The organism is Streptomyces achromogenes subsp. achromogenes (assembly GCF_000720835.1).
Lineage (GTDB): Bacteria > Actinomycetota > Actinomycetes > Streptomycetales > Streptomycetaceae > Streptomyces > Streptomyces achromogenes.
The window spans coordinates 20,444-45,705 of record NZ_JODT01000037.1 but is presented as its reverse complement, the minus strand read 5'-3'; the positions used below and the strand labels follow the sequence as shown (position 1 = coordinate 45,705).

Sequence of the window (25,262 nt, the reverse complement as noted above, 5' to 3'; positions counted from 1 at the left end):
CCTATGTTCGCCTCATGAGTCCGACGAAGGGTTTGGCATGAATCCGGCGTCCGTCGTGAAATCCACCGACCGCACTCCCCTGGCCTCCTCCTCCCTGCGAGACGCGATGGCGTGTTTCGCGACGGGTGTCATCGTGCTGAGCGTCGGCGGCGAGGACATCCACGGTATGACCGCCAACGCGTTCACCTCGGTTTCCCTCGATCCGCCGACGGTCCTGTGCTGTGTGGCGCGGGACGCGGTCATGCACAAGGCGCTCACGTCCCAACGGCGCTTCGGGATCTCGGTCCTGGAGGCTGGGCAGGAACAACTCGCCCGCTACTTCGCCGACAAGCGGCGCCCCTTGGGGCCGGAGCAGTTCGACGGTCTCGACTGGGACCTGGGTGAGTTCAGCCAGGCCCCGCTCCTGCACGGCGCGCTGGCGTGGCTGGAATGCGAACTGACGGCAAGTCACGACTCGGGTGACCACACACTGTTCCTCGGAAGGGTCGCCGACACCAAGACCCGTACCGGCGGATCGGGCCTGCTCTTCTTCGGCAGCGCGTTCCTGGAGACCGGGACCCGGGGTGGGGAGCGCACCGGGGAACCGGGCCATGCCTGACGAGGACGGACCGGACGGCGACGACCTCGCCGACACCCCCAACGCGGGCCTCATCGTCCGGGCGTTGAACGTGGGGCTCGCCCGGTCGGCGGCGCTACGGGCCACCACCAGGCTCGGCCGGGCGGAGGAGCATCCGCCCGGCGCGGCCCGGCCGCGCACGCCCCACCGGCCCGCCACCCCGTCGTAAGCACCGCTGCCCGCCCTCCCGGCCGGTGCGGAACCGCCACGCCCCCGGCCCGGTGGAAAACGATTTGCCCCGCCCGCGCCGACGCTCGCGCCGACGCCTGCGGCGGGGCCGACGGACCGGCCGGGCCGGGCGCGGCGACCGAACCACCGAGCGCGACCTCACCGTCGCCGCGGACGCCGCCCACGCACCGGCCGGCCGACGGAGGGCCTCCCACCGAAGCCGTCGCCGAGCCGCTCGACGCACCCGCCTGAGCCCCCGTCATACCGCCGTACCCCCACCACGCCTCCCTGCCGACCGGAAACCGGATCGGCATCCTCTTTCAGGGGGCGGGGCGGGCGCCCGTCGCGGCGTCACGCCTCCCGGGCCGCGCCCGTACCGGCGAAACGCCAACTCGCCCCCGCGACGCGGGCCTGAACGCCTCGCACCAGGAGAGGGTGTGAGGGGGCCGCGTACCCGTCGTCCGCTTTTCCCTCCCCCGGCGCGTCCCGTGCGCCGCCCTTCCACCGGCCGCGTCGCTCCCACCACGACCGCACCCTTCGCAGTCCATCGGCCACCGGATGCGACATTTGAGAACCAATACCGGACTACTATCCGGTAACTTGACTCTCTCTTTGTCATATACAGGCGTCCTAGACCGATGACTCCTTACCCTCGGGGCAGGACAACCCGCCCGCCTCGGGGCGTGACAAGCGTTGGAACAGGAGCGTGCGTAGTGCGGTTCAATCTCATCGGCCTGTTCGAGATCATCACCGACGACGGCGAAAGGCTCACTCCCAAGGCGCCGAAGGTCTGCCAGACGCTCGCCGTCCTGGCCCTGCACGGCTGTAAGGTCGTGGCCACGGACGTGCTCGTCCGGGAACTGTGGGGGGCCGACCCGCCGGCCGGCGCCGTCCACACCCTGCAGACGCACATCTACCACGCGCGCCGGATGCTCAACGACGCCCGCGTCAGCGCCTCCGGCCGCCGGTTACTGGCGACCGAGGCGCCCGGCTACCGCCTGGACGTCTGCGAGGACGAGGTCGACGTGGCCGCCTTCGAGAAGCTGGTGCGCCGCGCCCAGTGGGAGCTCGTGAACGGCTCGCCGGAGCAGGCCTCCAGACATCTCGTCACCGCCCGGGAGCTGGTGCACGGCCCCATCCTGAGCAATGTGCCCCACGGCAGCGTGCTGGCCTCGCGGGTCGCCCACTTCGAGGAAATGCGCCTGCGCGCGCTGGAGTTCTGGGTGGAGACCGAGAACCGTCTCGGCCGCCACCGGGAGCTGCTCCCCGAACTGCGCACCCTGGTCGACGACTACCCGCTGCACGAGTGGTTCCACGGGGAGCTGATCTCGGCCCTGTGCCGGGCCGGCCGCCGGGGCGAGGCCCTGGAGGCGTACCAGAACCTCTATCGCATCCTCAAGCGTGAACTGGGTCTGGAACCCTCGCCGGAACTCCGGCAACTCCAGGCCCGCATACTGGACTCCACCGTCACCGAGCTCCCCCGGCAGCCGTCGCGGCTGAAGGAACTCAGGCCCGCGCCGTACGGCGCCCCGCCCTTCTGGACCTCGACGGCGGCCGGCTGACCCCAGGGCCGGCACAGCGCCCCCGGCCGGTGCCGTCCGGTCCCGGCGGCGAAAGCACCCGATGCGGGCCCGCGACGGCGGACCGGGCCCGCGTCAGCTGTGCGCGCCGCGCAGCAGTGCCTCGAAATCGGCCGGTGCCGGCTCCGCCGCGTGGCAGGCCCCGTCCTCGGCGACGTCGTGCGGCAGCGTGGCGGTCATGATGGTGTCCAGCACCGCCCGCGCGGACTGGAGATCGGCCACCGCCCGGTCGATGCGCTCCCGTTCGCGCTGAAGGTCGGACAGCATCCCGGAGCAGGCCGGTGCCAGCAGTTGGCCGTCGTCGACCATGCACGGTAACAGCGCGGCGATCGTCCGTGTGGAGAGGCCGGCCCCCAGCAGCGTACGGATGTTCTGCACCGTACGGACATCGTCCTCGAGATACTCGCGGTACCCACTGGGACGGCGCAGTGGGCGCAGCAGTCCCTGTTCCTCGTAGTAGCGAAGGAGGCGCACACTGACGCCGGTCCGACGGGAAAGGTCTCCGATGCGCATGTGTCGCTCACCACACAAATTCGAGTTGACTCTCACATCGATGTGAGACCCTAGCGTAGACGGCATGACGACACAGCAGTCAACTGACCAGCAGAACAACGCAGTTACCCTGATCGGACTCGGCCCGATGGGCATGGCCCTGGCCGAGACCCTGCTCAAGAAGGGCCACGCCCTCACCATCTGGAACCGCAGCCCCGAGAAGGCCGACGGGCTCGTCGCCAAGGGGGCCCGGCGCGCGGCGACGGTGGCCGAGGCGGTCGCCGCGAGCCCGGTCACCCTCGTGTGTCTCACCGACTACGAGACCATGTACAAGGTCCTGGAACCGGCCGCCGAGGCGCTCGGGGGCCGCGCCCTGGTCAACCTCAACTCCGGTACGCCGACCGAGGCGCACGCGGCCGTCAAGTGGTTCGACGAGCGGGGCGCGGGCTACCTCGACGGCGCCATCATGGTGCCGCCGCCGATGGTGGGCGAGCCGGGCGCGGTCTTCCTCTACAGCGGTTCCCAGGCCGTCTACGACCAGCACCTGGCACCGCTGACCAGCCTCGGCGAGCCGCGCTTCCTGGGGGACGACCCCGGCCTCGCGGTGCTCTACAACACCGCCATGCTCGACATGATGTACACGACCCTGAACGGCTGGCTGCACGCCACCGCTCTGGTCGGCTCCGCGAACGTGTCGGCCGAGAAGTTCGCGGAGATGGCACTCGGCTGGTTCATGCCGGTCGTGGTCGACTACGCGGCCCTGGCCCAGCAGGCGCCCGACCTGGACGCCGGCAACTACCCGGGCACCCTGAACACCCTGGAGATGAACCTCAACGCACTGGACCACATCACCCGCACCAGCGAGGAGCAGGGCATCCACTCCGACCACCCGCGGCTGATGAAGGAGATCGCCGAGCGCGCCATCGCCGAGGGCCACAGCGGCCAGAGCTACCTGGCGATCCACGAGCTGTTCAAGAAGGCGACGCCGCGCCCGTGACGCTCCTGTAGCCGTCCCACGACGTCCGACGGTCCCAGCCCCGCCCGGGGCCGGGACCGTCTGTTTTCCACCGCGCGACGCCGCCACGACCGGCCGGGAAACCGCGTCATCGCCGCGGTGGAGAGCGCGTTACCCGCTGATGCCCAGGCAGTGGATCACCGCCCATAGGCTTCTCGCCGGATTCGGGTCATCCGAAGCACCCGATCCGGTCAAACGTGGCAGCACGACGATTGGTTGGGGCGGTTTCACTGTGACCACTACCCATGCTGGCGGCGTCGAAGCGCACCTCGAAGTCTACGTCCGGGCTTTCAACTCGGGCGACCCCGACGCTGTCAACGAGCACTACACCGACGAAGCGGTCTCCGCCTGGGATCCCGAACAACCGCTGTCCGGTCAGGCCCGCAAGGACAGCCTCGCGGAGTTCCTGGCGCAGAAGCCGACGCTGACGGCGAAGATCCGGGAATCCCACGTCACCCGTGACACCGCGCTGCTGACCGTCGACTGGACCATGGAGGTCCCCGGCGAGAACGGCGACGTCGAGCGGCTCTCCGGCATCGGCACGGACGTCCTGACCCGCGGGGCGGACGGCAACTGGCGCTACACCGTGGACGCCCCGTACGGCGACCCGCGCAACACGGCCGAATAGCCGCCGGCCATGGGTACGAAATGCGGAGACCGGGCGATCGTCCTGGGCGGGAGCATGGCGGGGCTGTTCGCGGCCCGGGTCCTCTCCGACGCCTACACACATGTCACCGTCGTCGACCGGGACACCCTCACCGGTGCGACCGAGCCGCGCAAGGGCGTGCCCCAGGGACGCCAGGTGCACGGGCTGCTGGCCAGCGGTCACCACGTCATCGAGGAACTGTTTCCCGGCATCACGGACGACATGGTGCGGGCCGGGGCACACCTCGGTGACCTCGCCGGAAACCTGCGCTGGTACGTGAACGGCGTGCGTCTGCGGCGGACCCGGACCGGGGTACAGGCGCTCACATCGAGCCGGCCGTTCCTCGAACGCCATGTCCGCGAGCGCGTCCAGGCCCTGCCCAACGTGGAGTTCCTGGAGCGCCGCGACATCCTGCGGCTGTGCACCACACCCGGCCACGACACGGTCACCGGTGCCGTGGTGGCCCGTCAGGACGACGGTGGCGCGGAGGAGACCCTCACCGCCGACCTGGTCGTGGACACCACCGGCCGCGGCTCGCGCACCCCGGCCTGGCTGGCGGAGTTCGGCTACGGACAGGTCGAGGAGGAACGGCAGAAGATCGGCCTCGGCTACACCACCTGCCACTACCGGATGCGCTCGGACCCCTACCGGGGTGACACCGCCATCAACATCATGGCCTCCCCCGCCCTGCCCCGGGGCGCCATCGCCGCGAAGGTCGACGGAGACCGCACCGTGGTCACCGCCTACGGCATCCTCGGCGACCACCCGCCCGCCGACCACGAGGGTTTCCTCGGTTTCATCAAGTCGGTGGCGGCGCCGGACATCTACGACGCCCTCCAGGACGCGGAGCCGCTGCACACCCCGGTGGCCTACCGGTTCCCCGTCAGCCTGCGCCGCCGCTACGAGCGGCTGCCCCGGTTCCCGCGAGGGCTGCTGGTGATGGGTGACGCCGTGTGCAGCCTCAACCCCTCCTACGCGCAGGGCATGACGGTCGCCGCGCTCGAGACCCGCACACTGCGCCGGCACCTGCGTTCCGGCCGGGCACCGCAGCCCCTGGCCTTCCAGCGCGACATCGCCCGGGACGCCGTCGACCGGGTCTGGAACCTCATGACCGGCAGCGACCGCGCCTACCCCGGCGTCGAGGGCGAGCGGCACCTGATGGACCGCGCAGGCCATTCCTACGTGACGCTGGTGCAGCGGGCCGGGACCCGCGACCCCGACGTGGCCGCCGCGTTCCTGCGGGTCATCGCGCTCCTCGAACCCGAGGAGTCCCTGCTGCGGCCCACGATCCTGCTGCGCGTCCTGAAGCACTCGCTCGGCACCGCCCCCGCATACCTCCGCGCCCTGATACCGGGCACGGCCGAAAGAGGTGCACGCACACCATGACCGACACATCCGTCGACCTCGTCCACCGCTACATCGAGGTCATCAACGAACGCGACGCCGCCCGCCGCCGCGCCCTGCTCGCCGGCCTGTTCACCGAGGACGGGTCGTACATCGACCAGAACCTCACCGCTCCCCTGGTGGGGCTGGAGGCCATCGACCAGTCGATGGCCGAGATGCAGGAACTGGCGCCCGACGACTACTTCTCCATCATCTCGGTGCTCGGCTCCCACAACGACATGGTGCTGTTCACCTGGCGCTGGGCCACCCCCGGCGGCGCGATGTCACGTGCCACCGGAACCGACACCGTCCTGATCCGGGACGGCCGCATCCACCGCATCCTCGGCTTCATCAACTGACGCCCACCGCACCGCGACCCACTTCGCGCAACGCCCAGGAAGGCGAAATGACCACCACAGCCACAGCAGTCGACACCGTGCTGCGCCAGGTCGAGAAGATCGTGCCGACCCTCCGGGACAACGGTGAGGCGTCCGAGACGCGCCGCTGGATCCTCGACGAGAACATCGACCTCCTGGACAAGGCCGGCGTGTTCCGGATCGCCACACCGCGCCGGTTCGGCGGCCTCGACCTCTCGCTGGCCGACCAGGCCCGGGTCCTGACCGAGATCGCTCGCGGCTGCGGCTCGACCGGCTGGGTCTCCATGGTGTGGGTGTCCAACGCCTGGGTGGCGACGCTCTACCCGGACCAGGCCCAGGAGGAGGTCTTCGCCCAGGAGTCCGTCCGGATATCCGGCGGCTTCACCCCGAGCGGCACCCTCACGCCCACCGAGGGCGGCTACCTCCTGAACGGCAGCTGGCGCTTCAACACCGGTTGCCGTGCGGCGCACTGGAACATCGCCGCCGCGCTGCTGGAGAAGCCCGACGGTACCGTGGAGGACCTCGTCGCCCTCGTGCCGATGGACCGGTTCACCATCGCCGACGACTGGAACACCTCGTCCGCCGCGGCCACCGGCAGCTCCACCACCACCGCCGAGGACGTCTTCGTTCCCGCCCACCGCGTCATCGGCTTCGAGGACGCCGTCCTCAACACCACCCCGGGCCGCGCCCACGCCGGCAAGACCGGCCGGGACTACGGCCTGTTCAGCTTCGTGATGGCGGAGTGCGCCGCCACCTTCATCGGCATCGCGCGTGGCGCGCTGGAGCTGTTCCTCGACCGGGTGCCCGGCCGGCCGATCACCTACACCTCCTGGACCGACCAGGTGCAGCACCCGCTGACCCAGATCCAGGTCGCCGCCGCGGCCAACCGGATCGCGGCGGCCGAAGGGCTCGCCGAGGGCTGGCTGCGACGGCTCCAGGCGCGGGCCGACGCGGGTGAACAGCCCACCGTCGAGGAGAAGGCCACCGTGCGCGGCCAGGCCGCGTACGCCATCCAGCTGGCCAAGGAGGCGGTGGAGACGCTCTACAACGCCAGCGGCGCCTCGGCGATCCAACGCGGCGTCCCCATCCAGCGGTTCCACCGCGACAGCCAGGGCCTGGCTCTGCACGCCCTGCTGCTGCTCAGCACCAACCTGGAGACCCACGGACGGGTCCTGCTGGGGCTCGATCCCGGCACACCCCTGCTGTGAGCCGGCGGGCGTCCCACCGCTCCGGTTCCGCACCTTCCCGTACCGATCCCACACCACGGACAGACCGCACACCTACCCACGGGGGAACAGTGAACAAGCAGCATCCCGTAAGCCGCCGCAGCGTCCTCAAGACGGGTGGCACGGCCGCGCTCGCCGTCGGCGCCGGCTCGCTCCTCACCCGCCCGGCCTCCGCCGAGGACGGCGAGACCACCGGCTACGACGCCATCGTCATCGGTGCCGGGTTCGCCGGCGCCACCGCCGCCCGGGACCTCAAGGACAAGGGGCTGCGCCCGCTGGTCCTGGAGGCCCGCGACCGGGTCGGCGGACGGGTGTACAGCTCCGACTACGACGGCGTGGCGATCGAGCGGGGCGGCGCCTGGCTGCACCCCAACTACCACCGCACCTACGCGGAGATACAGCGCTACGGCCTCACCACGGTCGTGGACGCCCCGGTGCAGCAGGTCATCTACCCGCGCAACGGCACCTACGCCCCGGTCGACCCGGTGGCCACCTCGCAGCGCGTCGGTGAGCTGCTGGGCCGGGTCTTCGAGGGATCCCGGGACTACTTCCCCCGCCCCAACGAGCCGCTGTACCGTGCCGACCTCCTCAAGAGCGTCGATCCGCTCTCGCTGGCCGACCGGCTGAAGGCGCTGAACCTCTCGTCGGACGACCGCAGCCTCATCCACGGCCAGCTGGCCACGTACTCGGGCGGCGATGCCGCCAACGGCGGCCTGACCGCTCTCGCCCAGTGGTGGGCGCTGTGCGACTGGAGCGCCGACGGCTGGAACAAGATGACCGCGGCCCGCATCAGCACCGGCGCCACCTCGCTGGTCAAGGCCATGCTCAGCGGCGTCGACATCCGGCTGAACTCCCCGGTCGCGTCCGTCACCGACAGCGGCGGCAAGGTGCGGGTCGTCACCAAGAGCGGGCAGGCCTTCTCCGCGCCGGTGGCCGTCGTCGCCGTCCCGGTCAACATATGGCGCACCATCCAGTTCAACCCGGGCCTGCCCGCCGTGTTCGCCAGCGCGACCACGGAAGGCGTCGGAGTGCGCCCCCACGCGGCCAAGATGTGGCTCAGGGTCGCGGGCGTGACCACCCGGCTCGCGGCTCAGGGAGAGGCCGGCGACCCGATCGCGTCACTGGTCACCCACGGCACCTTCAGCAACGGCGACGCCCTGATGATCGCCCTCAACGGCCCCGGTCTCAACGTGAGCGACCGGGCCAGTGTCGACGCGGCGCTGAAGCGCATCGTGCCCACCGCCCGGGTCATCTCGATGAAGGTCCAGGACTGGGTCAACGAGACCTACACGCAGGGTGGTTGGGGCATGCGCCGCCCCGGTCAGATGCTCCGTCAGCTGCCCGCCATCCACCAGCCGCACGGGCGGATCACCTTCGCCACCGGCGACATGCCCAACGGCTGGATCGGCTCTTTCGAAGGCGCCATCGAGACCGGAAACCGCGCCGCGAACCAGGCCGCGGCACTGATCTAGCACGACGTGGACGCCCGGCGGACAGACAACGGAGGTCATACCCATGTCCATCGATCCGCGTGACCTGAAGCTCACGGACGACCCTGTCCAGCAGAACGAGGTGTTCCTCGCCGCGTTCAACACCGGCGACGGAGCGGTCTTCGACAGTCTCTACCGGGACGACGCCATATCGAATCTGTCGGGCAGCCCGTTGACCGGTGCCGAACGCACCCGCGTGATCACGGAGTTCCTGGCGCAAAAGCCGAGGCTCAACGCGAAGTTCCTCAACGCCTATACCGCGGGCGACACTCTTCTGATCTTCGTCGAGTACGACATGGAGGTGCCCCAGCCGGACGGTGACCCCGTGCACATGCGCGGCATCTGCACCGACGTACTGCGCCGCGGCGAGGACGGCAACTGGCTGATGGTCATCGACCGGCCGGTGGCCGAGGAGGAGTACGCGTAGGCGCCCTTCGGCGACAGCACCTCACACCACGCGTGAGCCGGCCACGGCCCCGGATCCCTCCGACGGCGGCCGGCTCACGCCGCTGCGCTGCGCAGACTTGACACTCGAAAGGGGCCGTCCGATGGCTCAGACACCACATGCCCGGGAACCGCTGACCGGCACGGAGGGGAAACGGCCCCCGCTGGCGTCGCTCACCGGGATGCGCGGCGTCGCCTCGGTGATCGTATTCCTCTGCCACATCATCATCCTGGCCGGCGACCTGCCCTACGAGGTCGACGTCCTCACCATCTTCGAGGACCCCGGAGTGCGCGACACCTACCGGTCGGTCTTCGGGTTCATCGGTTACACATGTGTGTCCTTCTTCTTCGTCACCAGCGGCTTCATCCTGACCTGGGCGTCCCGCCCGAACGACACCCTGGCCCGTTTCTACCGTCGCCGCTTCTTCAAGATCTTCCCGCTGCACCTGGTGACCTACGGCATCGGCATGCTGGTCCTCACCGGAGCGAACACCAACGCCAAGGACCTGCCGGCCATCTTCCTCGTGCAGAACTGGGTGCCGGACACCAGGGTCATCTTCAGCGCCAACGGTCCGAGCTGGTCCATATCGGCCGAGGTGTTCTTCTACCTCCTCTTCCCGTTCCTGCTGCTCGGCGTCAGGAGGATCAAGGAGACCCACCTCTACGGCTGGCTGGCGGGCCTGGTGGCAGTCGCCCTCGCGCTCACCACTCTCAGCCATCTGGCGATCCCCCTGGAACACCAGGTCTGGTTCAGTTACGTGTTCCCCCCGGTGCGCATGCTGGAGTTCGTCGCCGGCATCATCGTGGCCCGCCTGGTCCTCGGCGGCCGCTGGCTCAACGTGGGATTCGGCCCCGCGGCCCTGCTGCTGGCCGTCTTCTGCTGTGTCGCACCGCAGCTGCCGGAGGTGTTCGCCTTCGCCACGTTCACCTTCGTCCCCGTCATCCTGATCGTCGGCGCGTCCATCCGGGCCGACCTCACCGGCCGGCGCACCCTGATGCGCGGACGGCGCATCGTCTGGCTCGGCGACCTCTCCTTCGCCTTCTACCTGGTACACCTGTCGGTCATGCTCGGCGCCCGGAAGCTGATCGGGCAGGACAAGTCCTGGGGCATTCCCGGTGCCCTCCTGTTCATCGTGACCACCTACGCCGTCACCCTGGTGTGCGCCTGGGTCCTGCACACGTACGTCGAGAAACCCATGATGCGGCGCTGGAGTTCGCCCCGGCGGAAGCCGAGCGCCCCGGAAGACGCACCTGCCACGCTCAGCCGCCCGGCCGAGCCCGTGCAGTGATCCTGCCGCGGCACCGCGCCGGCCGGGACACGGTTCCCGGCCGGCGCATGTGTCGTCGCGCTCCCCCACGGGGCGGAGTTGACCGACAGTGGCGCATGGTACTGGCGTGATTGGTACTTGACCGATGATTGATACGCACTTTACTTCGTGAGGACTTGACACTCTCTCTTCGTACAGTGGCCCCCACCGTGAGCGCCTATTACAGTCGGCAGGGCTCTCGTGCGAGCGGATCATGACGGTTCATGGAGGTGGGGATGGCATCGCGCGTCGATCCGGCGGCGCCCGGACACCGGGTGTGGGGGACCCCGACGACGCACACCGGAGCGGTCGCCCCACGTGCCCACGAGCGCTGCTGAGTCCCCAGGTCGCCCCATCCCGTATCAGAGTGCCCGCTTATGCGCCCGCGCGTGCCGTGCGCGTCTTTCCCGGTTCCCAAGGAGATTCACCATGACCTGTGTCGACGTGCATCCTGAGACCACCGGGCGAGCGACCTTCCCCCCGGCCACCCCTCCCTCTCGCGAAAGGGTCCTCGGCGAGCTGGCACCCCGGCTCCTCGCCTCCCTGAAACGCAGCGACCAGCACCGCAAGGCCCTCTACTACTTACGCGGGCTGCTGGAGGCCGAGGGACGCAAGTTCATCCGCACCATCGCCGCGCGGTCCGGCGACCATGTCTCCGAGCAGAACCTGCACCACTTCGTGTCCTCCTCCACCTGGGACTGGGTGCCCATGCGGCGGGCGCTCGCGCACCACCTGACGTCCCTCACCCATGTCCAGGCCTGGGTGGCCCGGCTCCTGATCATCCCGAAGTCCGGGCAGCATTCCGTGGGCGTGGAACGGCAGTTCTTCCCGTCCCTCGGCCAAGTGCTCAACGCACAGCGGGCCATCGGCGTGTGGGCCGCGTCCGAAGACATGACGGCGCCGGTCAACTGGCGGCTGCACCTGACGCACACGTGGCTCGAGGACCACCGCCGGCGCAGTCAGGTCGCCATACCGGACGACGTCGGGCCGGAGACCCTGACCGAGTGTCTCGGCGCGGTCTGTATGGAGACCGTTCTGGCCTGGAACCTTGCCCCGCGCCCGCTCGTCGTCGACACCGGCGAGGTCGAGGGGGCCACGTTCATCCAGGAGTTCGCGGACCCGGGCATCCCCTTGCTGGTGCGCGCCGACGGGGGAACGAGCCTGACCGTCACCGATCCGCTGCTGCCGGCCGGCGAGGGCCAGACGATGCCCGCGGACCAGATCATGGCGATGGCACGGGACCTGCGACGGCCCGCCAACTGGACCGACCGGCGTCCGGACAGCGCCCGTCACACCCACCTGGCCGCGACCGTCCGGGTAACCCTGCCGGCCGCGGGCGGGTCCGCCGCCCCCTGTGGCGTACTGACTCTGCTGGGAGTGGAGGACGCGGTTGGGCGCGGCAGGACGCAGCTGTGGCTGTCCAACATGATCAGCGCGCAGCCCGCGCTGCTGGTACGGCTGACCCGTCTCGCGGACAAGGTCGACGCGGATTTCACCGACATCTCCGAGAAAGTGGGCATGCGGGACTTCACGGGACGCTCCTTCGGCGGCTGGCACCGGCACATGACCCTCGCCTCGGCGGCACACGCGATCGTCGCCCTGTCCCACCGCACCCCCTAGCCTCCCGTCTCCGGAAGCCGACGGCATCCGAAAGTGATCGCCCCCGGTGAGGAAGCACAGATCCATGAGGACGCCGCCGCAGACGACGCGGAGGGCGGTCAGCTACCGTGAGTTCAGCACTCGCCGAGCCGCTGATGTGACTCCTTCCGACTCGATCCGTCGGCTCGGAACGATGCACGGCGGCGTCCCGGACCCGAGGCCGAACAGCCCCCGGCCGAAAGGCAGGGGGCAGGAGCGGCGGGGCCGCTCCCGCCCCCTGCTCGTTCGTCACATGGGCAGCAACTGCCACTGCCTGCCCTGGTGGTCGCCCTCCGCCCAGCGCTGCGTGATCACCACGGGTGCGTTGGTTTCGACGCCCAGAAGCAGACCGCTGTTCCGGTTCGCGATCTCGTAGACCCGGGGATCGTCGGTCACGGCGCCCACCGGGATCAGCCGCCAGTGCTGATGGTGCGCTTCGTCGCCTTCGTAGGCGCGCTGTGCGACCACCGCCCCGGCCGCTCCCCGAGCTTCGTCGACTTCCAGAACCTTCCTGCTGCGCACGTTCTCGATCGTGTAGACCACGTCGCCGCCGGCGGTGTGGCCGACTACGACCAGGCGCCACCGCTGCGACGGGCGGGGGGCGGCGAGCGACTGCTGGATCTTGGCTCCGTCCTTGAACGACTCGCGCGTGACTCCGATCCGCAGCCGGCTGCGGACGCTTGCCCAGGAGACCACCGTGCCCGATGCGGGCAGTCCTGCCATGGCGGACGCCGCGACCTTCCGGACGCGGTTGTTGACGTAGTCGGCGATGTAGAGGGCGCCGACGCAGTCGACCGCGAGACCGAACGGGTAGTTCAGCTGGGCCGAGGTGGCGGGGCCGCCGTCACCGTCGAAGCCGTCTGTGCCCGTGCCCGCGACCGTGCTGATCGTGCCGTCCCCGGCGATCCTGCGGACCCGGTGGTTGTTGTGGTCGGAGACGTAGAGGGTGCCGGTGGTGTCCGCCACCACGCCCAGGGGGAAGTCCAGCCGGGCGAAGGGGGCGGGGCCGCCGTCACCGCTGAACCCGGCGGTGCCCGTGCCCACGACCGTGCTGATCGTGCCGTCCCCGGTAACCCTGCGGACCCGGTGGTTCTCGGCGTCGGTGATGTAGAGGTTCCCGGCGCCGTCCACCGCGACGCCGTACGGGGTGTTGAGCTGAGCCGCGGTGGCAGGCCCGTCGTCGCCGGAGAATCCCGGGGTCCCGGTCCCGGCGACTGTGCGGATCTTCCCGTCCGGTGTGATCTGCCTGACCCGGTGGTTGTCGGTATCGGCGATGTAGAGGTTGCCGAGGCTGTCCACTGCGATCCCGTACGGGCAGTTCAACTCGGCGGCCTCGGCGGGGCCGTCGTCACCGCTGAACCCGGCGGTGCCCGTGCCGGCGACCGTGTCGATCAGTCCGCCGACCGTGACCCTGCGGACCCGGTGGTTCTCGGAATCGGCGATGTAGAGGTTCCCGGCACGGTCGACCGCCACCTCACGCGGGCCGTCCAGCCGGGCTGAGCGGGCAGGGCCGTGATCGCCCTCGAACCCGGCGGTACCGGTCCCTGCCACCGTACGGATCCTGCCGTCGGTGGTGACCTTCCGGACCCTGTGATTGTTGTGGTCGGAGACGTAGAGGGTGCCCGCGCTGTCCATCGCGAGGCCGTAGGGACGGTCAAGGCCGGCCGCGGCAGCGGGCCCGTCGTCTCCTTGGGCCCCGGCATCTCCGGTTCCGGCCACCGTGGTGATCGTGGGGGCGAGGTCTTCACCCTCTGCTGCTGTTCGGGCCTTGCTCATCATCATCTCCTCACCATGTGCCGGCCGGCCGGTGCGGAGGCCTTGCCGGTCGTGTCCGAAGGCCGCAGGAGCGGCAGGCGGCAGGGGTGACCGTGCGTGGGTGCCGTGGTGGTCACGCGTCGACCGTGTACCGCAGGGTCGTCTGGGTGCCGTTGCGCGTGATGCCCACGGGTACCGGGATTCCGGCTCGCTTGCCGGCCAGGACGGCGCTGAGGGATGCCGCCGACGTGACGGGCTGACCGTCGACGGAGGTGATGACGTCCTTGTCTTTGAACCCTGCGGCGGCGGCGTTCAGATCGGGGTCGACGAAACGGACCCGGGCGCCTCCTCCGCCGGGGACGCTGCTGACGTATCCGCCGAAGGCGCCGGGGGTGCCCTGGGTGATGTTGACGGTCCAGTCCACCGTCGCGCCTTCGACGGTCAGAGTGCCGGTATACCGGCCACCTGCCATGGGGGCGTCATCCGTGGCGACGACGTCGACCTTGAAGGGCCGGCTCCAGATCCAGTTGCTGCTCTGCAGCGAGACGCTGGCGGATGAGCCGTCGGCGGCAATGGTCACAGGGCAGCTCATGCCGCTGCACCAGGGGTCCACCCGGACGATGCGTGTGTACTGCGGAGCTTGGATCTGCACATGTCCGGGACTCGAGCGGACTCGCCCGTCCGGCGGGAACTCGACCGTCCTGGCCGGCCCCGGGGCATCGAGGTCAGGGACGGAGGACGGGGGCGTCGGCGCACGGAGCGCCGCGACCGTGGCAGGAGCGGGCGCAGCGGTGGCTCCGGGCGCCAGCCCTCCGAGGAACAGGCTCGCTCCCAGCGCGAGTACGGTGCATGCCGCTGTGGACTTGCGCATGAATCCTCCCGATTTCGATTACGTAGATTTGCCGATCGATCACACGGCAGGTGGGTGTGCCCGTGGGCGGACGGAGATGCCGCTGTTGCTGTTCCAGGGGCTTATCGGGTGCGGAAGCGGCGGTAGAGGTTGCGGGCCACGTAGACGCCGGGGCCTCCGAAGCCGATGATGTCGAGGCGTCCGTCGCCGGTGATGTCGGCGAGGAAGCGGGGGTGGTGGCCGACCCGCCAGGCGCCGGCGTCGTCGTGGTAGCCGAAGCCACGGCAGACGAGCTGGGCTTGTTCGAACCTGCCGTCGCCGCGGTTGTGGGCCACCCAGACTCCTTCGTCGCCGAAGCCGACGATGTCGGGGTTGCCGTCGCCGGTGATGTCGGCGAGGAAGCGGAGGTGCTTCGTGGCCGTCCATCCCTGGGCGGTGCCGAAGTCGTTCAGAACGAGCTTCGCGGGCTCGAAGGTGCCGTCCTCGAGGCCGCGTGCGACGACGACGCCGTAAGGGCCGAAGCCGATGATGTCCGTCGCTCCGTCGCCGGTGGTCTTCAGCAGGAACCGGGGGTGCTCCTCGACCGAGGCCCATCCCTGGTCGGTGCCGAAGTCGTCGAGGACGTACAGGGGCTCGGCGAAGACGCCGTCCTCGTCCTGGAGGGAGATCCAGACGCCGTCGTCGTGGCAGCCGACGAGGTCGAGCCGGCCGTTGCCGGTGGTGTCGGCGAGGAAGCGGGGATGCTTGTCGGCCAGCCACCCGCCGGCCTTGTCGCCGTGGCCGAACGCCCGGAGAGCGGGCTCGTCGGGCAGCGGCGCGAACTTTCCGTCTTGGTCCTGGAGGGAGATCCAGACGCCGTCGTCGTGGCAGCCGACGAGGTCGAGCCGACCGTTGCCGGTGGTGTCGGCGAGGAAGCGGGGATGCTTGTCGGCCAGCCACCCACCGGCCTGGTCGCCGTGACCGAACGCCTTGAGGGCCGGCTCGCCGCCCGCGGGCGGGAGCGTTCCGTCCTCCTCCTGGAGGGAGACCCGCACCCCGTCGGCTGCCAGCGTCACGATGCCGGGCGTGCCGTCGCCCGTGAGGTCGGCCAGGGTCCACAGGTCCGCGGGACTCTGGGAGGGGGCGGGCGGGTGCAGGACGCGCTCCTCGTCCTCGAACGTACCGTCACCTCGCGCGGCCGCCGTCACGGCCCCTTCGGCCGGCTTGAGCGCGACGATGTCCGCCGGCGCCTTGCCGGCGGTTTCAGCGAGGAACCGCGCGCCGGGCCCGGCCCACCAGCCTGGCTGCCCGCAGGGGCGGGGCATGGCTCCCTCGGTCTTCCAGCCGCCGGCGTCCTGGTCGGTGCCGAACCGGTCGAGGACCAGCAGCAGATCGCTGAACGAGGGTGTCGCGTCGGGCGCGGGCCGCAGTGCCGTCGAGGGAGCCAGCCGCCAGGACTGCCGGCCGTTCCAGTGCCCCAGCCGCGTCCAGCGCAGTACGGGGTCGCTGACGCGCTCGGGCTCGGCCGGCACGAGACGCCACCGCTGGCTCTCCGCGTCCTCGTCGTACGCGCGCACGACGACCGGGGTTCCCTGTTCAGCGGACGCGCCGAGGCCGGCATCGAGGTCCAGGTCGAGGACGGTGTCGTCGGCCGCGCTCTCGATCACGTAGAGGGCTGCTTCGCCGGCGACGGGGACGAGGCGCCACTGCTGGGTCTTCCTGCCGTCGGCCGCGTTCGCCTGCTGGACGCCGCCGCCTGCGGCGGCGGGCTGCTCGAGTACCTTGCCGCCGGTCGCGTGGTGAATCACGTAGATCTGCTCGTCCTGCGCGGGCTGCGCGGGGACAAGGTGCCACTGCTCCGGAGCCGGACCGTCCTCGGGGAGCTCACGGACGACGAGCGTCCCGTCCTGCCCCGGTGCGGCCCTGCCGTCGAGGGTCTTCCCCGTGGCGGCGTTGACGATCTCCAGTTTCAGTTCTTCGGTGGGCACGGGCATCGTGGTGCCTCTTCCAGGCGGTGCGGACGGTGGTTCGGGGCGGGGGTCGTACGGCGGTGGCCGCCGGTCACGTGAAGACATGGTGGTACGGGACGTTCCACTCGCTGGGCAGGCGCGGGTAGAAGGTGTTGATGACCGTCCCGGTGAAGTCCCCGCCCCAGTTGTGGGTGAGCCGGACCTCGCTGTCGGCGGTCACCGCGTGGTCCTTGAAGCCGAGGATGGTGTCGGGGTGGGTGATGGGCACGAAGGTGATGCCGCCCCACGGCGTGACCGTGACGACCCACAGCTGGGTGTCCTCGGGCGCGCCGTTCTTCCCCCGCCACTTCTCGCCCACCTTGTCGGGCAGGCCGACCTGGACGGTGTCGGCCGTGCTCTGGGGCGCGTCCTGGTGGACGGTCATGCGCCTGCGCTGCGGCTTCGGTGTGCCGTCGTCACCGCGTCCGGCGTCGGTTCCGCCCGTGCCGGCGGGCTGGGGCGTCGCCTGGCCAGCGGCGCTCTCGATGAAGTACAGGGGCCGCTGTCCGAAGAAGCCGGCGGGGGTGATGTGCCAGAGGTGGCCTTTGGCCTCCTTGACGGTGTCGTCGAGGGCGGTGGCCAGCTGGACGCCCTTGTCGTGGCTTGCCTCGCCCAGCTCGGCAGGTCGCAGGTAGCCGCCGTTGAAGGCGTGGACGAGCATGACCGGCCGGTTCTCGACCAGTGCCGCCACGATCGCGTTGTCGTAGCTGTTCACCGCCACCGGGCCGCCGACCACCAAATTGGACATTACGGTGCGCTCTTGGGTGTACATGGCGGAAACCTCACCTGTTCTGAATGTGAAACACGAAGATTTTCGATGCCTGTCGCGGTATTCGATGGAACCGCATCGAGGCGGACGTGGACTGCGAAAGGAATCCGGATGGGGAGCGGGACGGACGACTGGAAGCGAAATTCCCGCCGCGGTGGCGCCCGGGATCACGGTACCCGTGAGCAGGGCAGACAAAAACACTTCGATCGAGTGAATGCCGGACGAAGAAAGGTCACTTCACCCGTATTTCGGAAGCAACTTCCGAAAATCGATCACTCGATTGAGTGTGACATGTGAATACATCTTCCCAGGCAAGAGGGGACGCGATAATTTCGCCTGCCGGAACACGCGCGATTTCTGTTCGCATTTCACCGAGCGCGGTTCGGCCGGAATTAGTCGAGGACGGGTAGATGCCATCCACCGCATACAGCCTGGTAGACGCCAAGCGTCAGCCGCTGACGAAGAAGAACCTGCGGGAACTCAATATCGAGCAGACCTGGCAGTCGCTCCTGAACCACCCCAACCTGGTCTACGTCGACCCCTCCGGTGTGAAGCACAAGCCCGTCGGGTTCTCCGTGAACAAGTCGAGCTTCGGCACTTTCTCCGGGACCGCGTTCGAGCGGGGCTGGCTCGCCTACATGAACCTCGGGGAGCCGCTGATCGAGGTGCGCGGTGACATCGCCCAGCCCCCACCCGACACGTTCTCCTCCCGCACCTACGTCAACCGCGGCAGCGACGAGATGACCTTCACCGACTCGGTCGACTTCACCATCTCCAACGGGGTCACCTGGTCACTCCACGGCGACGCGAAACTCACCTTCGGCGGCAGCATCGGCGCGTCGCTACAGCTGCAGCTGCAGAACCAGCTGCGGCTGGACCTGCAGTCGCAGCTCGCGGCGTCGTGCCAGAACGGGACGGCGAACAAGAACGCGAACACGGTCACGAACAAGAACAGCAAAGACAGCGTCGGCGTGGACAACGCCAACACCACCGAGACGTCCGCGAGCAGTTCCGCGACGAACTCCTCGTCGAACACGATGACCAACTCGGTAGGGTTCACGACCTCGGGCAGTGCCACGGGCAACGCGTCCCTCAACGCCCAGCTGGCGCTGGGCATCGCGGCCACCGTCGGGGGTTCGCTCACCACCAGCTGGGTCTCGAAGTCGCAGATCTCCGGGAAGGTGCCGGCGAACTCCCGCGTGCAGACGCTCGTCACCCAGCGGCGTACCCGCAAGCAGTACACCTACGAGATCCCGGTGACCTTCTCCGGGCTGATCGCGGTGCAGTACGCCGTCCCGGTGGCGGTCCTCGCTCCCCCGCAGCCCGGCACCTATCCGGGCCTCGACCACATGGTCGCCCGCGACATCAACGACCTCGACCTGGCGCCGGGCGGCTTCCACATGCACGGGCTGGCCGAGGTCGTCTCCGCCCTGGACGTCCACCACACCCTGCTCGACGTCGAGGCCCTGACCGTGAACAAGCAGACGCTCTTCAAGCAGCCCTGACCCCGCGGCACCGCCGCCACGACGTAGACGACCAGAGGTGACGACCATGGTGTTCGACAACATTTTCAACTCCGCGAGCAGGGGCGCGGGGCTGTTCTCCGTGACGACCGACAGGACGAAGCCCCGGCCCGGCGAGGATGTCGACTTCGAGGACTCCGACGACGGCACGTACGACGACACCAGCACCAGCCTGTTCAACACCGCGATCCACGGCGCCTCCTCCCGCGCGAAGATCGTGCAGGAGACCTCGCCCGAGGCCCGCGCGGTCCTGGGCTTCCTCGGCTCCTTCGTCCGCACCACCCAGGCGTCCGCCGGCTCACAGGCCCAGTACGCCCAGGACCCCGGCTCGGTCACCAAGGCAGCCTCCGCCGGCATGCAGGACGCGAGCGCGACGGTGAAGAAGCACGGCGACCTCCAGAAGGACGAGGACCTGCAGGACAGGCCGAGCAAGAGCGACTTCAGCGAGCCCCCCAAGACCCCGCAGGCTCCGAAGGCCCCGGAGACACCCACGGCGCCCACGGCAACCGCGGAGAAGCCGCCCCGCTCCCAGTAGACCGGACGTGCGAGCCGGGGCAGGGCGGCGGGCGGTATGTGGCGTCCGCCCGGTCCTGCCGGTGGCCGCCCCCATGGAGCAACCAGCGGTCCACATCCTGCGGCGCATCGCCGGACGAGCGCTGGTCCCCAACTGGTCGACTAAACCGGCCCTGATCTGCGACTCTCACGATGACTCGTCAGGTGCGGGGCGGCCGGACTCGGCGACGAGTGCGGCGGGCAGTCGCGTTCAGAGCTGCGGCCGACTGGCGCGGCGGCCGAAGAAGAAGAAGAAGGGCCGCGGCGGAGACGTGCAGCCGCGCACGGGCCGACGAGCCGAACCGGGCCATCAGGTGCGCGCCGCGGTGATCACCGGCGGACGGCTCCGGACTGACCAACCACGAGCGATACGCCCTCTCCGCCCTGTAGCACACCGCGTCAGCTCGACGCCGGAGACGCCTTGTCATCGGCCTTGTAATCGTAGTGGATCTGGTCTCCGCTGACAGAGGTTACCTTGACCGTCACGCCCAGGGTGCTGCCGTCGTCCGCCGTGAGCGTGCAGCGCGAGGTGGTACCCACCTTGCCGACGAGGTCCTCGGGGCAGGCGACGTGCGGTTTCGGCTGCCCCGTGGCATCGGCGAGCTTCTGGGACAGGGTGCTGGAGAGCTTCTCCGCAGACAGCTTCGGCGGCGTGGACTTCTTGACCTCGACGGAAGTCGAGCAGCCCAGGAGCAGCGTGCCGGCCGCAACGGCCGTGAGAATCGAAATGCCTGTGGTCTTCCGGACTTTGGACATCGTGCACTCCGGTCGGCTGGTCAGGGCATGAAGGCCCGGAGAGCATATACGGCGACAACAGCCGGCCTCCGGCGAGACCGTCGCCCTGCCAGGAAGCGGGGTGCTCACTACCGGTGACACCATCCACACCGGGGCTCCGCCACTCCCACCAGGAGCGGCGGGGGCCGCCCACGCCTGCCGACCGGACGCTCCGAGCGCACCTGAGCCACTCACTGGGCCCGCACCGTCTGCCCAATGTGCGCCTGACACCCCAGCAGAACGGGCGTGGCCACGATCCCGTTCGTCTACCGCTTCTGCGCCTAGGTTCGGCTGACTCGTTCGCCGATCACCGCCGGTGGCCGCGGTCCGCGCCCCCCGCTCACTCCCGGGCCCGATCGTCATGACCCGCTGACACCGGTCAAGGGAGCCCTGGTCCCCCACTGTCCCCCAAGAACGGCCGAGGGCCGGTTTCGGATGTCTCCGAAACCGGCCCTCACCTGCGACTCTCACGAGTCGGGACGACAGGATTTGAACCTGCGACCCCTTGACCCCCAGTCAAGTGCGCTACCAAGCTGCGCCACGTCCCGCCGCGGTCCCACGCGGGGTTTCCCGCGTGATCACGCAGGTCAACACTACCGCACCCGGACGGGTGCCCGTGTCACCCCCGGGGCGGTGTGCGCCTCGGCCGGGGGAACCGGGCGGCGGGCCGGGACCAGGAGGGCGGCGCCGGCCGCGGCCAGGCAGAGCAGGGCGAGCAGGGCCCAGCCGTGGGTGTAGCCGGAGGCGTACGGCAGGCCCGAGGGCTGGAGCCGGCCGGTGACCAGGACGCTGGTGAGCGCGGCGCCGATGGAGCCGCCGATGGTGCGGATGTTGGCGTTCATGCCGGTCGCGGCGCCGGTCTGGGCCGCCGGCACGCTGCCCACGATGAGGTGGGCCATCGAGGCGAAGGCCAGTCCGATGCCGAGGCCGAACAGGGCCGCGACGACGCCGATCTGCCACCGGGCGTCATGCCAGAGGGTGAGGAAGCCGCAGGCCAGCGCGCCGAGCGTGGCGCCCGCGGTGAGCAGCGCCTTGGCGCCCACGCGCGGCTCCAGCCGGCCCGACAGCACGCCGGAGAGGAACATCGCGACCAGCATCGGCAGCATGAGCAGTCCGGACTCGGTGACGCTGGCGCCGAAGCCGTAGCCGGCCGCGGACGGGGTCTGGACGAAGCCCGGGAGGAAGGACCAGATGGAGTACATGCCGGCGCCGAACAGCAGGGCTGCGGTGTTGGTCGTCCACACCGCGGGCAGTCGCAGCACCCGCAGGTCGATCAGCGGGGTGCGCGAGCGGGCCTCGGTCACCAGCCACACCGCGAACAGCGCGACGGCGGCGGCGAACATGCCGAGCACCCTCGTCGAGCCCCAGCCCCACTGCCCGGCCTGGCTCAGCGGCAGCAGCAGGGCCACCAGCCAGCCGGAGAGCAGCACGGCACCGGCCCAGCCGACCTTGCCCGCGGTCCGTTCGGGCGACTCGGGGATGTAGCGCAGGGCGATCAGGACCGTCGCGGCGACGATCGCCACCGGGATCCAGAACAGCCAGCGGTAGTCGAGCGCGGAGACGATCGGTCCGGCGGCCACCATGCCGACGCCGCCGCCGGCCGCGATCACGGCGGAGAGGTTGCTGATGCTGCCGCTGACCTCGGCCGGGGCGAACTCGTCCCGGATGATGCCGAAGGAGAGCGGGAACAGGGCGCCGCCGACGCCCTGTATGACACGGGCGACGATCAGCACGCCGATGTTCGGGGCCAGCGCGGCGACCAAGCAGCCCGCGAGGACGGCCAGCAGGACGGCGACGAGGGTCCGTTTCCGGCCGGCCAGGTCGCCGACCCGGCCGAGGATCGGGGTGAAGACCGAGGCGGACAGCAGATAGGCCGTCATCACCCAGGTCGCGGTGGACGGGGAGGCGTGCAGGGCGTGCTGGACGGTCGGCAGGGCCGGCGCGATCAGCGACTGGAGCATGGCGAAGACACCGGCTCCGGTCGCGAGGACCGCGAACGTGAGGCGGGTGGAGGCGCGGGGCATGGAGAAGCCTCTCCGTGATCAGGGAACGGATCGGAAGGGCGGAGGATCGGGTACCTGCGGGGTGAGTGGTGCGGGAGCACGGTCGTACGGGCCGTTTTCCGAACGCGGGAACACGGTTGTACGGGCCGTTTTTCCGGTCGCGGGGGCACGGTCGTACGGCCGTGCCCCGGTCGTGGGGGCGGCGGCGCGGGCCGCGTCCGGCCACGGCGGAGCCACCCCGCACTGGTAAAGTGGAGGTACCCCTCCACTCTAGCGGAGGCGCACCTCCGCTTCAATTCGATTCCCTCCCCGGGAGGCAGCAGTGACGGCCACGCCGTTCCCCGTCAGCGAGATCGTCGCGGCCCGCCGGCCGCACCGTAAGGACGCCGCCCGCAACTACGACGCCCTGCTCGACGCGGCCCGCGAGGCGTTCACCGAACACGGGGCCGACGCCTCCCTGGAGGACATCGCCCGCCGCGCCGGCGTCGGCATCGGCACCCTGTACCGGAACTTCCCGACCCGCCGCGACCTGTTCGAGACGGTCTACGCCGACGAGGTCGCCGCCCTGTGCGGGGCCGCCCTGGAGCTGGCGGACCGGGAACCGTGGGAGGCGCTGACGGCGTGGCTGGGACGGTTCGCCGGTTACATGGTCACCAAGCGGGCGGTGCGCGAGGCGCTGAACGGCGAGTCGGACATCTTCCAGACCTGCCGCGAGTCCATGTACGCGGCCGGCGGCCCACTGCTGGAGCGCGCGCAGCGCGTCGGCGCGGCGCGCACGGACATGGACTTCGGGGACCTGTTGCGGCTGGTCGCCGGGATCACGGCGACGAACTTCGAGGACGCCGCCCAGCGCGACCGGGTGCTGTCCATCGCGCTGGACGGAGTGCGCACCGGCCGCTGAGCGGGGGCGACGAAGTGTCCCGCGGCCGGCCCCGATGCCCCACATCCTGTCCACGGCACCACGGCACCCCCGCCGACTAGGGTCGGCCGCATGACGCACAGCTTCGCGCTCCACATCCCCGACGCCGACCTCGAACCCGAGCCCCTGGACCCGGGGCAGATCGTCTCCGGTCGGCCCGAGGTGACCGGGAAGGTGGTCTGGGAGTCGCCGGACGGGCGGCAGATCCGGGGGATCTGGCAGATCACCCCGGGCGTGGTCACGGACACGGAGGCCGACGAGCTGTTCGTGGTGATCAGCGGCTCGGCCACGATCGAGGTCGAGGGCGGTCCGACGCTGCGGGTGGGGCCCGGCGACATGGCGGTGCTGCGGGCGGGCGACCGTACCCGGTGGACGGTGCACGAGACGCTGCGCAAGGCGTACGCCATCAATCTCTGAGGGAGCCAATCTCCGAGGGAGCGCGAACGGTACTCCAAGCGGTGACCCGAGCGGCCCGGAAGGGTTGACACGTCTCCATGTCCGGACAAAGGTGGCCCGGAGCCGGGCGCACCGGTCCGGGCGCCGGTCCCACGCTTCTGGGAGAGGCTGTCATGGTGGATGCGCTGGGTGTCGCCGTCATCGGGTTCGGCTGGATGGGCCGTGTGCACACCCGGGCGTACGCGCGGCTCCCGCACCACTATCCGGACCTCCCGCTGCGGCCCCGGCTGGTCACGGTCGCCGAGGAGGTGCCGGGGCGGGCCGAGGAGGCCGCCGAGCGGTTCGGGTTCGCCTCCGCGACCCGCGACTGGCGCGAGGTGGCCGCCGATCCGCGCATCCAGGCCGTCAGCGTCACCGCGCCCAACTTCCTGCACCGGGAGATCGGCGTGACGCTGGCCGAGGCCGGCAAGCACCTGTGGATCGAGAAGCCGGTGGGCCTGACCGCCGACGACGCGTGCGCGGTCGCCGACGCGGTCGCGCGGGCCGGTGTGCAGGGCACGGTCGGCTTCAACTACCGCAACGCGCCCGCCGTGGAGGCCGCCCGCGACCTGATCGCCTCCGGCGGGATCGGCACGGTCACGCATGTGCGCGTCCGCCTGTTCAGCGACTACGCGGCGGACCCGGACACCGCTCTGACCTGGCGCTACGAGCGGCGGCGCGGGGGCAGCGGGGTGCTCGGCGACCTGGCCTCGCACGGCGTGGACCTGGCCCGTTTCCTGTGCGGCGACCTCGTCTCCCTCGCCGCGGACACGGCGGTCTTCGTGCCGGAGCGCGCCCGCCCGGGCGGTGCGACGGCCGGCCACGCCCTGGCCGCGGGCGGCGAGCCGGGCCCGGTGGAGAACGAGGACTACGTCGGCTGTCTGCTCCGCTTCGCCTCCGGCGCCCGTGGGGTCCTGGAGGCCTGCCGGGTCTCGGTCGGCGAGCAGAACGCCTACGGCTTCGAGGTGCACGGCAGCCGGGGGGCGGTGTTCTGGGACTTCCGGAGGATGAACGAGCTGGGCGTGAGCCGCGGCACCGGCTACCGGGACCAGCCCGTGAGCACGGTGTACGTCGGCCCGGGCGCCGGCGAGTTCGCCGCGTTCCAGCCGGGCGCGGCCAACGCGATGGGCTACGACGACCTGAAGGTGATCGAGGCCTGCCGCTTCGTACGGTCCGTCGCCGAGGGCACGCCGTACGGCACGACTCTCGCGGACGCGGTGCACAGCGCGCGTGCGCTCGACGCGATGGCGCGGTCCGCGCGGACGGGCGGCTGGGTCAGCCCATAGGCGCGAGGGGTTTGTAAGGACAAGAA

General features: G+C 70.3%; 24 protein-coding genes and 1 tRNA gene. 17 read left to right on the top strand and 8 right to left on the bottom strand.

Annotated features, from left to right (window positions below):
• Nucleotides 1-37 precede the first annotated feature (37 nt).
• From IH25_RS0130800 to IH25_RS0130790, 3 genes are all read left to right on the top strand, one after another.
• A complete protein-coding gene (locus tag IH25_RS0130800; protein ID WP_030618066.1) occupies nucleotides 38-598 on the top strand; it encodes a flavin reductase family protein in 561 nt (186 codons plus the stop codon).
• The gene (locus tag IH25_RS0130795; protein ID WP_030618063.1) at nucleotides 591-785 is read left to right on the top strand and encodes a hypothetical protein; all 195 of its coding nucleotides are present in this window, start codon (nucleotides 591-593) and stop codon (nucleotides 783-785) included. The genes IH25_RS0130800 and IH25_RS0130795 overlap by 8 nt, the downstream gene beginning before the upstream one ends.
• 712 nt (nucleotides 786-1,497) lie before the next feature.
• On the top strand, nucleotides 1,498-2,346 hold the full coding sequence (locus tag IH25_RS0130790; protein ID WP_078844503.1) for an AfsR/SARP family transcriptional regulator: 849 nt from the start codon (nucleotides 1,498-1,500) through the stop codon (nucleotides 2,344-2,346).
• A 93-nt stretch (nucleotides 2,347-2,439) separates the two neighbouring features.
• On the opposite strand, the gene IH25_RS0130785 is transcribed toward IH25_RS0130790, so the two are convergent.
• Entirely contained in the window at nucleotides 2,440-2,877 is a 438-nt protein-coding gene (locus IH25_RS0130785) for a MerR family transcriptional regulator (protein ID WP_051754252.1), read from the bottom strand.
• Nucleotides 2,878-2,941: 64 nt separating this feature from the next.
• On the opposite strand from IH25_RS0130785, the gene IH25_RS0130780 reads away from it, so the two are divergent.
• The 9 genes from IH25_RS0130780 (at nucleotide 2,942) to IH25_RS0130740 (ending at nucleotide 12,364) form a co-directional block, all read left to right on the top strand.
• Complete coding sequence (locus IH25_RS0130780) at nucleotides 2,942-3,853, top strand: NAD(P)-dependent oxidoreductase (protein WP_030618054.1); 912 nt, start codon at nucleotides 2,942-2,944, stop codon at nucleotides 3,851-3,853.
• A gap of 250 nt (nucleotides 3,854-4,103) precedes the next feature.
• Entirely contained in the window at nucleotides 4,104-4,499 is a 396-nt protein-coding gene (locus IH25_RS0130775; protein ID WP_030618050.1) for a YybH family protein, read from the top strand.
• A gap of 9 nt (nucleotides 4,500-4,508) precedes the next feature.
• Nucleotides 4,509-5,903, top strand: coding sequence for an FAD-dependent oxidoreductase (locus IH25_RS0130770; RefSeq protein ID WP_030618047.1), 1,395 nt, complete (start codon nucleotides 4,509-4,511; stop codon nucleotides 5,901-5,903).
• Nucleotides 5,900-6,259 (top strand): nuclear transport factor 2 family protein, encoded by a 360-nt coding sequence (locus IH25_RS0130765; RefSeq protein ID WP_030618044.1) that lies wholly within the window; start codon nucleotides 5,900-5,902, stop codon nucleotides 6,257-6,259. The genes IH25_RS0130770 and IH25_RS0130765 overlap by 4 nt, the downstream gene beginning before the upstream one ends.
• A 47-nt stretch (nucleotides 6,260-6,306) precedes the next feature.
• Nucleotides 6,307-7,485 carry an acyl-CoA dehydrogenase family protein gene (locus IH25_RS0130760; protein ID WP_030618041.1) on the top strand — a complete coding sequence of 393 codons (1,179 nt, stop codon included), beginning with the start codon at nucleotides 6,307-6,309 and terminating at the stop codon, nucleotides 7,483-7,485.
• An 89-nt stretch (nucleotides 7,486-7,574) separates the two neighbouring features.
• Nucleotides 7,575-8,975 carry a flavin monoamine oxidase family protein gene (locus tag IH25_RS0130755; RefSeq protein ID WP_037655932.1) on the top strand — a complete coding sequence of 467 codons (1,401 nt, stop codon included), beginning with the start codon at nucleotides 7,575-7,577 and terminating at the stop codon, nucleotides 8,973-8,975.
• 43 nt (nucleotides 8,976-9,018) lie between these two features.
• A complete protein-coding gene (locus tag IH25_RS0130750; protein WP_030618035.1) occupies nucleotides 9,019-9,420 on the top strand; it encodes a YybH family protein in 402 nt (133 codons plus the stop codon).
• Between the two features lie 121 nt (nucleotides 9,421-9,541).
• The gene (locus tag IH25_RS0130745) at nucleotides 9,542-10,726 is read left to right on the top strand and encodes an acyltransferase family protein (protein ID WP_078844500.1); all 1,185 of its coding nucleotides are present in this window, start codon (nucleotides 9,542-9,544) and stop codon (nucleotides 10,724-10,726) included.
• 447 nt (nucleotides 10,727-11,173) lie between these two features.
• Complete coding sequence (locus IH25_RS0130740; protein ID WP_245172926.1) at nucleotides 11,174-12,364, top strand: IS701 family transposase; 1,191 nt, start codon at nucleotides 11,174-11,176, stop codon at nucleotides 12,362-12,364.
• A gap of 267 nt (nucleotides 12,365-12,631) precedes the next feature.
• Here IH25_RS0130740 and IH25_RS0130735 read toward each other — a convergent pair whose 3' ends face one another.
• From IH25_RS0130735 to IH25_RS0130720, 4 genes are all read right to left on the bottom strand, one after another.
• On the bottom strand, nucleotides 12,632-14,158 hold the full coding sequence (locus IH25_RS0130735; protein ID WP_107058503.1) for an NHL domain-containing protein: 1,527 nt from the start codon (nucleotides 14,156-14,158) through the stop codon (nucleotides 12,632-12,634).
• Between the two features lie 112 nt (nucleotides 14,159-14,270).
• Nucleotides 14,271-14,717 carry a PDZ domain-containing protein gene (locus IH25_RS41385; RefSeq protein ID WP_051754247.1) on the bottom strand — a complete coding sequence of 149 codons (447 nt, stop codon included), beginning with the start codon at nucleotides 14,715-14,717 and terminating at the stop codon, nucleotides 14,271-14,273.
• A 392-nt stretch (nucleotides 14,718-15,109) separates the two neighbouring features.
• Nucleotides 15,110-16,960 (bottom strand): FG-GAP-like repeat-containing protein, encoded by a 1,851-nt coding sequence (locus tag IH25_RS0130725; protein WP_030618022.1) that lies wholly within the window; start codon nucleotides 16,958-16,960, stop codon nucleotides 15,110-15,112.
• Between the two features lie 67 nt (nucleotides 16,961-17,027).
• On the bottom strand, nucleotides 17,028-17,747 hold the full coding sequence (locus IH25_RS0130720) for a hypothetical protein (protein ID WP_030618019.1): 720 nt from the start codon (nucleotides 17,745-17,747) through the stop codon (nucleotides 17,028-17,030).
• A 407-nt stretch (nucleotides 17,748-18,154) separates the two neighbouring features.
• Here IH25_RS0130720 and IH25_RS0130715 point away from each other — a divergent pair, with 407 nt between their 5' ends.
• Together IH25_RS0130715 and IH25_RS0130710 are read left to right on the top strand one after the other, a co-directional pair.
• Nucleotides 18,155-19,249 (top strand): hypothetical protein, encoded by a 1,095-nt coding sequence (locus IH25_RS0130715; RefSeq protein ID WP_030618016.1) that lies wholly within the window; start codon nucleotides 18,155-18,157, stop codon nucleotides 19,247-19,249.
• A 46-nt stretch (nucleotides 19,250-19,295) separates the two neighbouring features.
• Nucleotides 19,296-19,802: a hypothetical protein gene (locus IH25_RS0130710; protein ID WP_030618013.1), complete on the top strand. Its 507-nt coding sequence runs from the start codon at nucleotides 19,296-19,298 to the stop codon at nucleotides 19,800-19,802.
• Nucleotides 19,803-20,218: 416 nt separating this feature from the next.
• On the opposite strand, the gene IH25_RS0130705 is transcribed toward IH25_RS0130710, so the two are convergent.
• The 3 genes from IH25_RS0130705 to IH25_RS0130695 all read right to left on the bottom strand — a co-directional run bounded on the left by IH25_RS0130705 (nucleotide 20,219) and on the right by IH25_RS0130695 (nucleotide 22,617).
• Nucleotides 20,219-20,575, bottom strand: a complete 357-nt coding sequence (locus IH25_RS0130705; protein ID WP_030618010.1) for a DUF4333 domain-containing protein — start codon at nucleotides 20,573-20,575, stop codon at nucleotides 20,219-20,221.
• 492 nt (nucleotides 20,576-21,067) lie between these two features.
• Nucleotides 21,068-21,141 (bottom strand) — tRNA-Pro (locus IH25_RS0130700).
• A 45-nt stretch (nucleotides 21,142-21,186) separates the two neighbouring features.
• Entirely contained in the window at nucleotides 21,187-22,617 is a 1,431-nt protein-coding gene (locus IH25_RS0130695; protein ID WP_030618008.1) for an MFS transporter, read from the bottom strand.
• A gap of 301 nt (nucleotides 22,618-22,918) precedes the next feature.
• Here IH25_RS0130695 and IH25_RS0130690 point away from each other — a divergent pair, with 301 nt between their 5' ends.
• The 3 genes from IH25_RS0130690 to IH25_RS0130680 all read left to right on the top strand — a co-directional run bounded on the left by IH25_RS0130690 (nucleotide 22,919) and on the right by IH25_RS0130680 (nucleotide 25,236).
• Nucleotides 22,919-23,497 carry a TetR/AcrR family transcriptional regulator gene (locus IH25_RS0130690; RefSeq protein WP_030618005.1) on the top strand — a complete coding sequence of 193 codons (579 nt, stop codon included), beginning with the start codon at nucleotides 22,919-22,921 and terminating at the stop codon, nucleotides 23,495-23,497.
• A gap of 90 nt (nucleotides 23,498-23,587) precedes the next feature.
• Nucleotides 23,588-23,932 carry a cupin domain-containing protein gene (locus IH25_RS0130685; RefSeq protein WP_030618002.1) on the top strand — a complete coding sequence of 115 codons (345 nt, stop codon included), beginning with the start codon at nucleotides 23,588-23,590 and terminating at the stop codon, nucleotides 23,930-23,932.
• Between the two features lie 152 nt (nucleotides 23,933-24,084).
• Nucleotides 24,085-25,236 (top strand): Gfo/Idh/MocA family protein, encoded by a 1,152-nt coding sequence (locus tag IH25_RS0130680; RefSeq protein ID WP_030617999.1) that lies wholly within the window; start codon nucleotides 24,085-24,087, stop codon nucleotides 25,234-25,236.
• Nucleotides 25,237-25,262 lie beyond the last annotated feature (26 nt).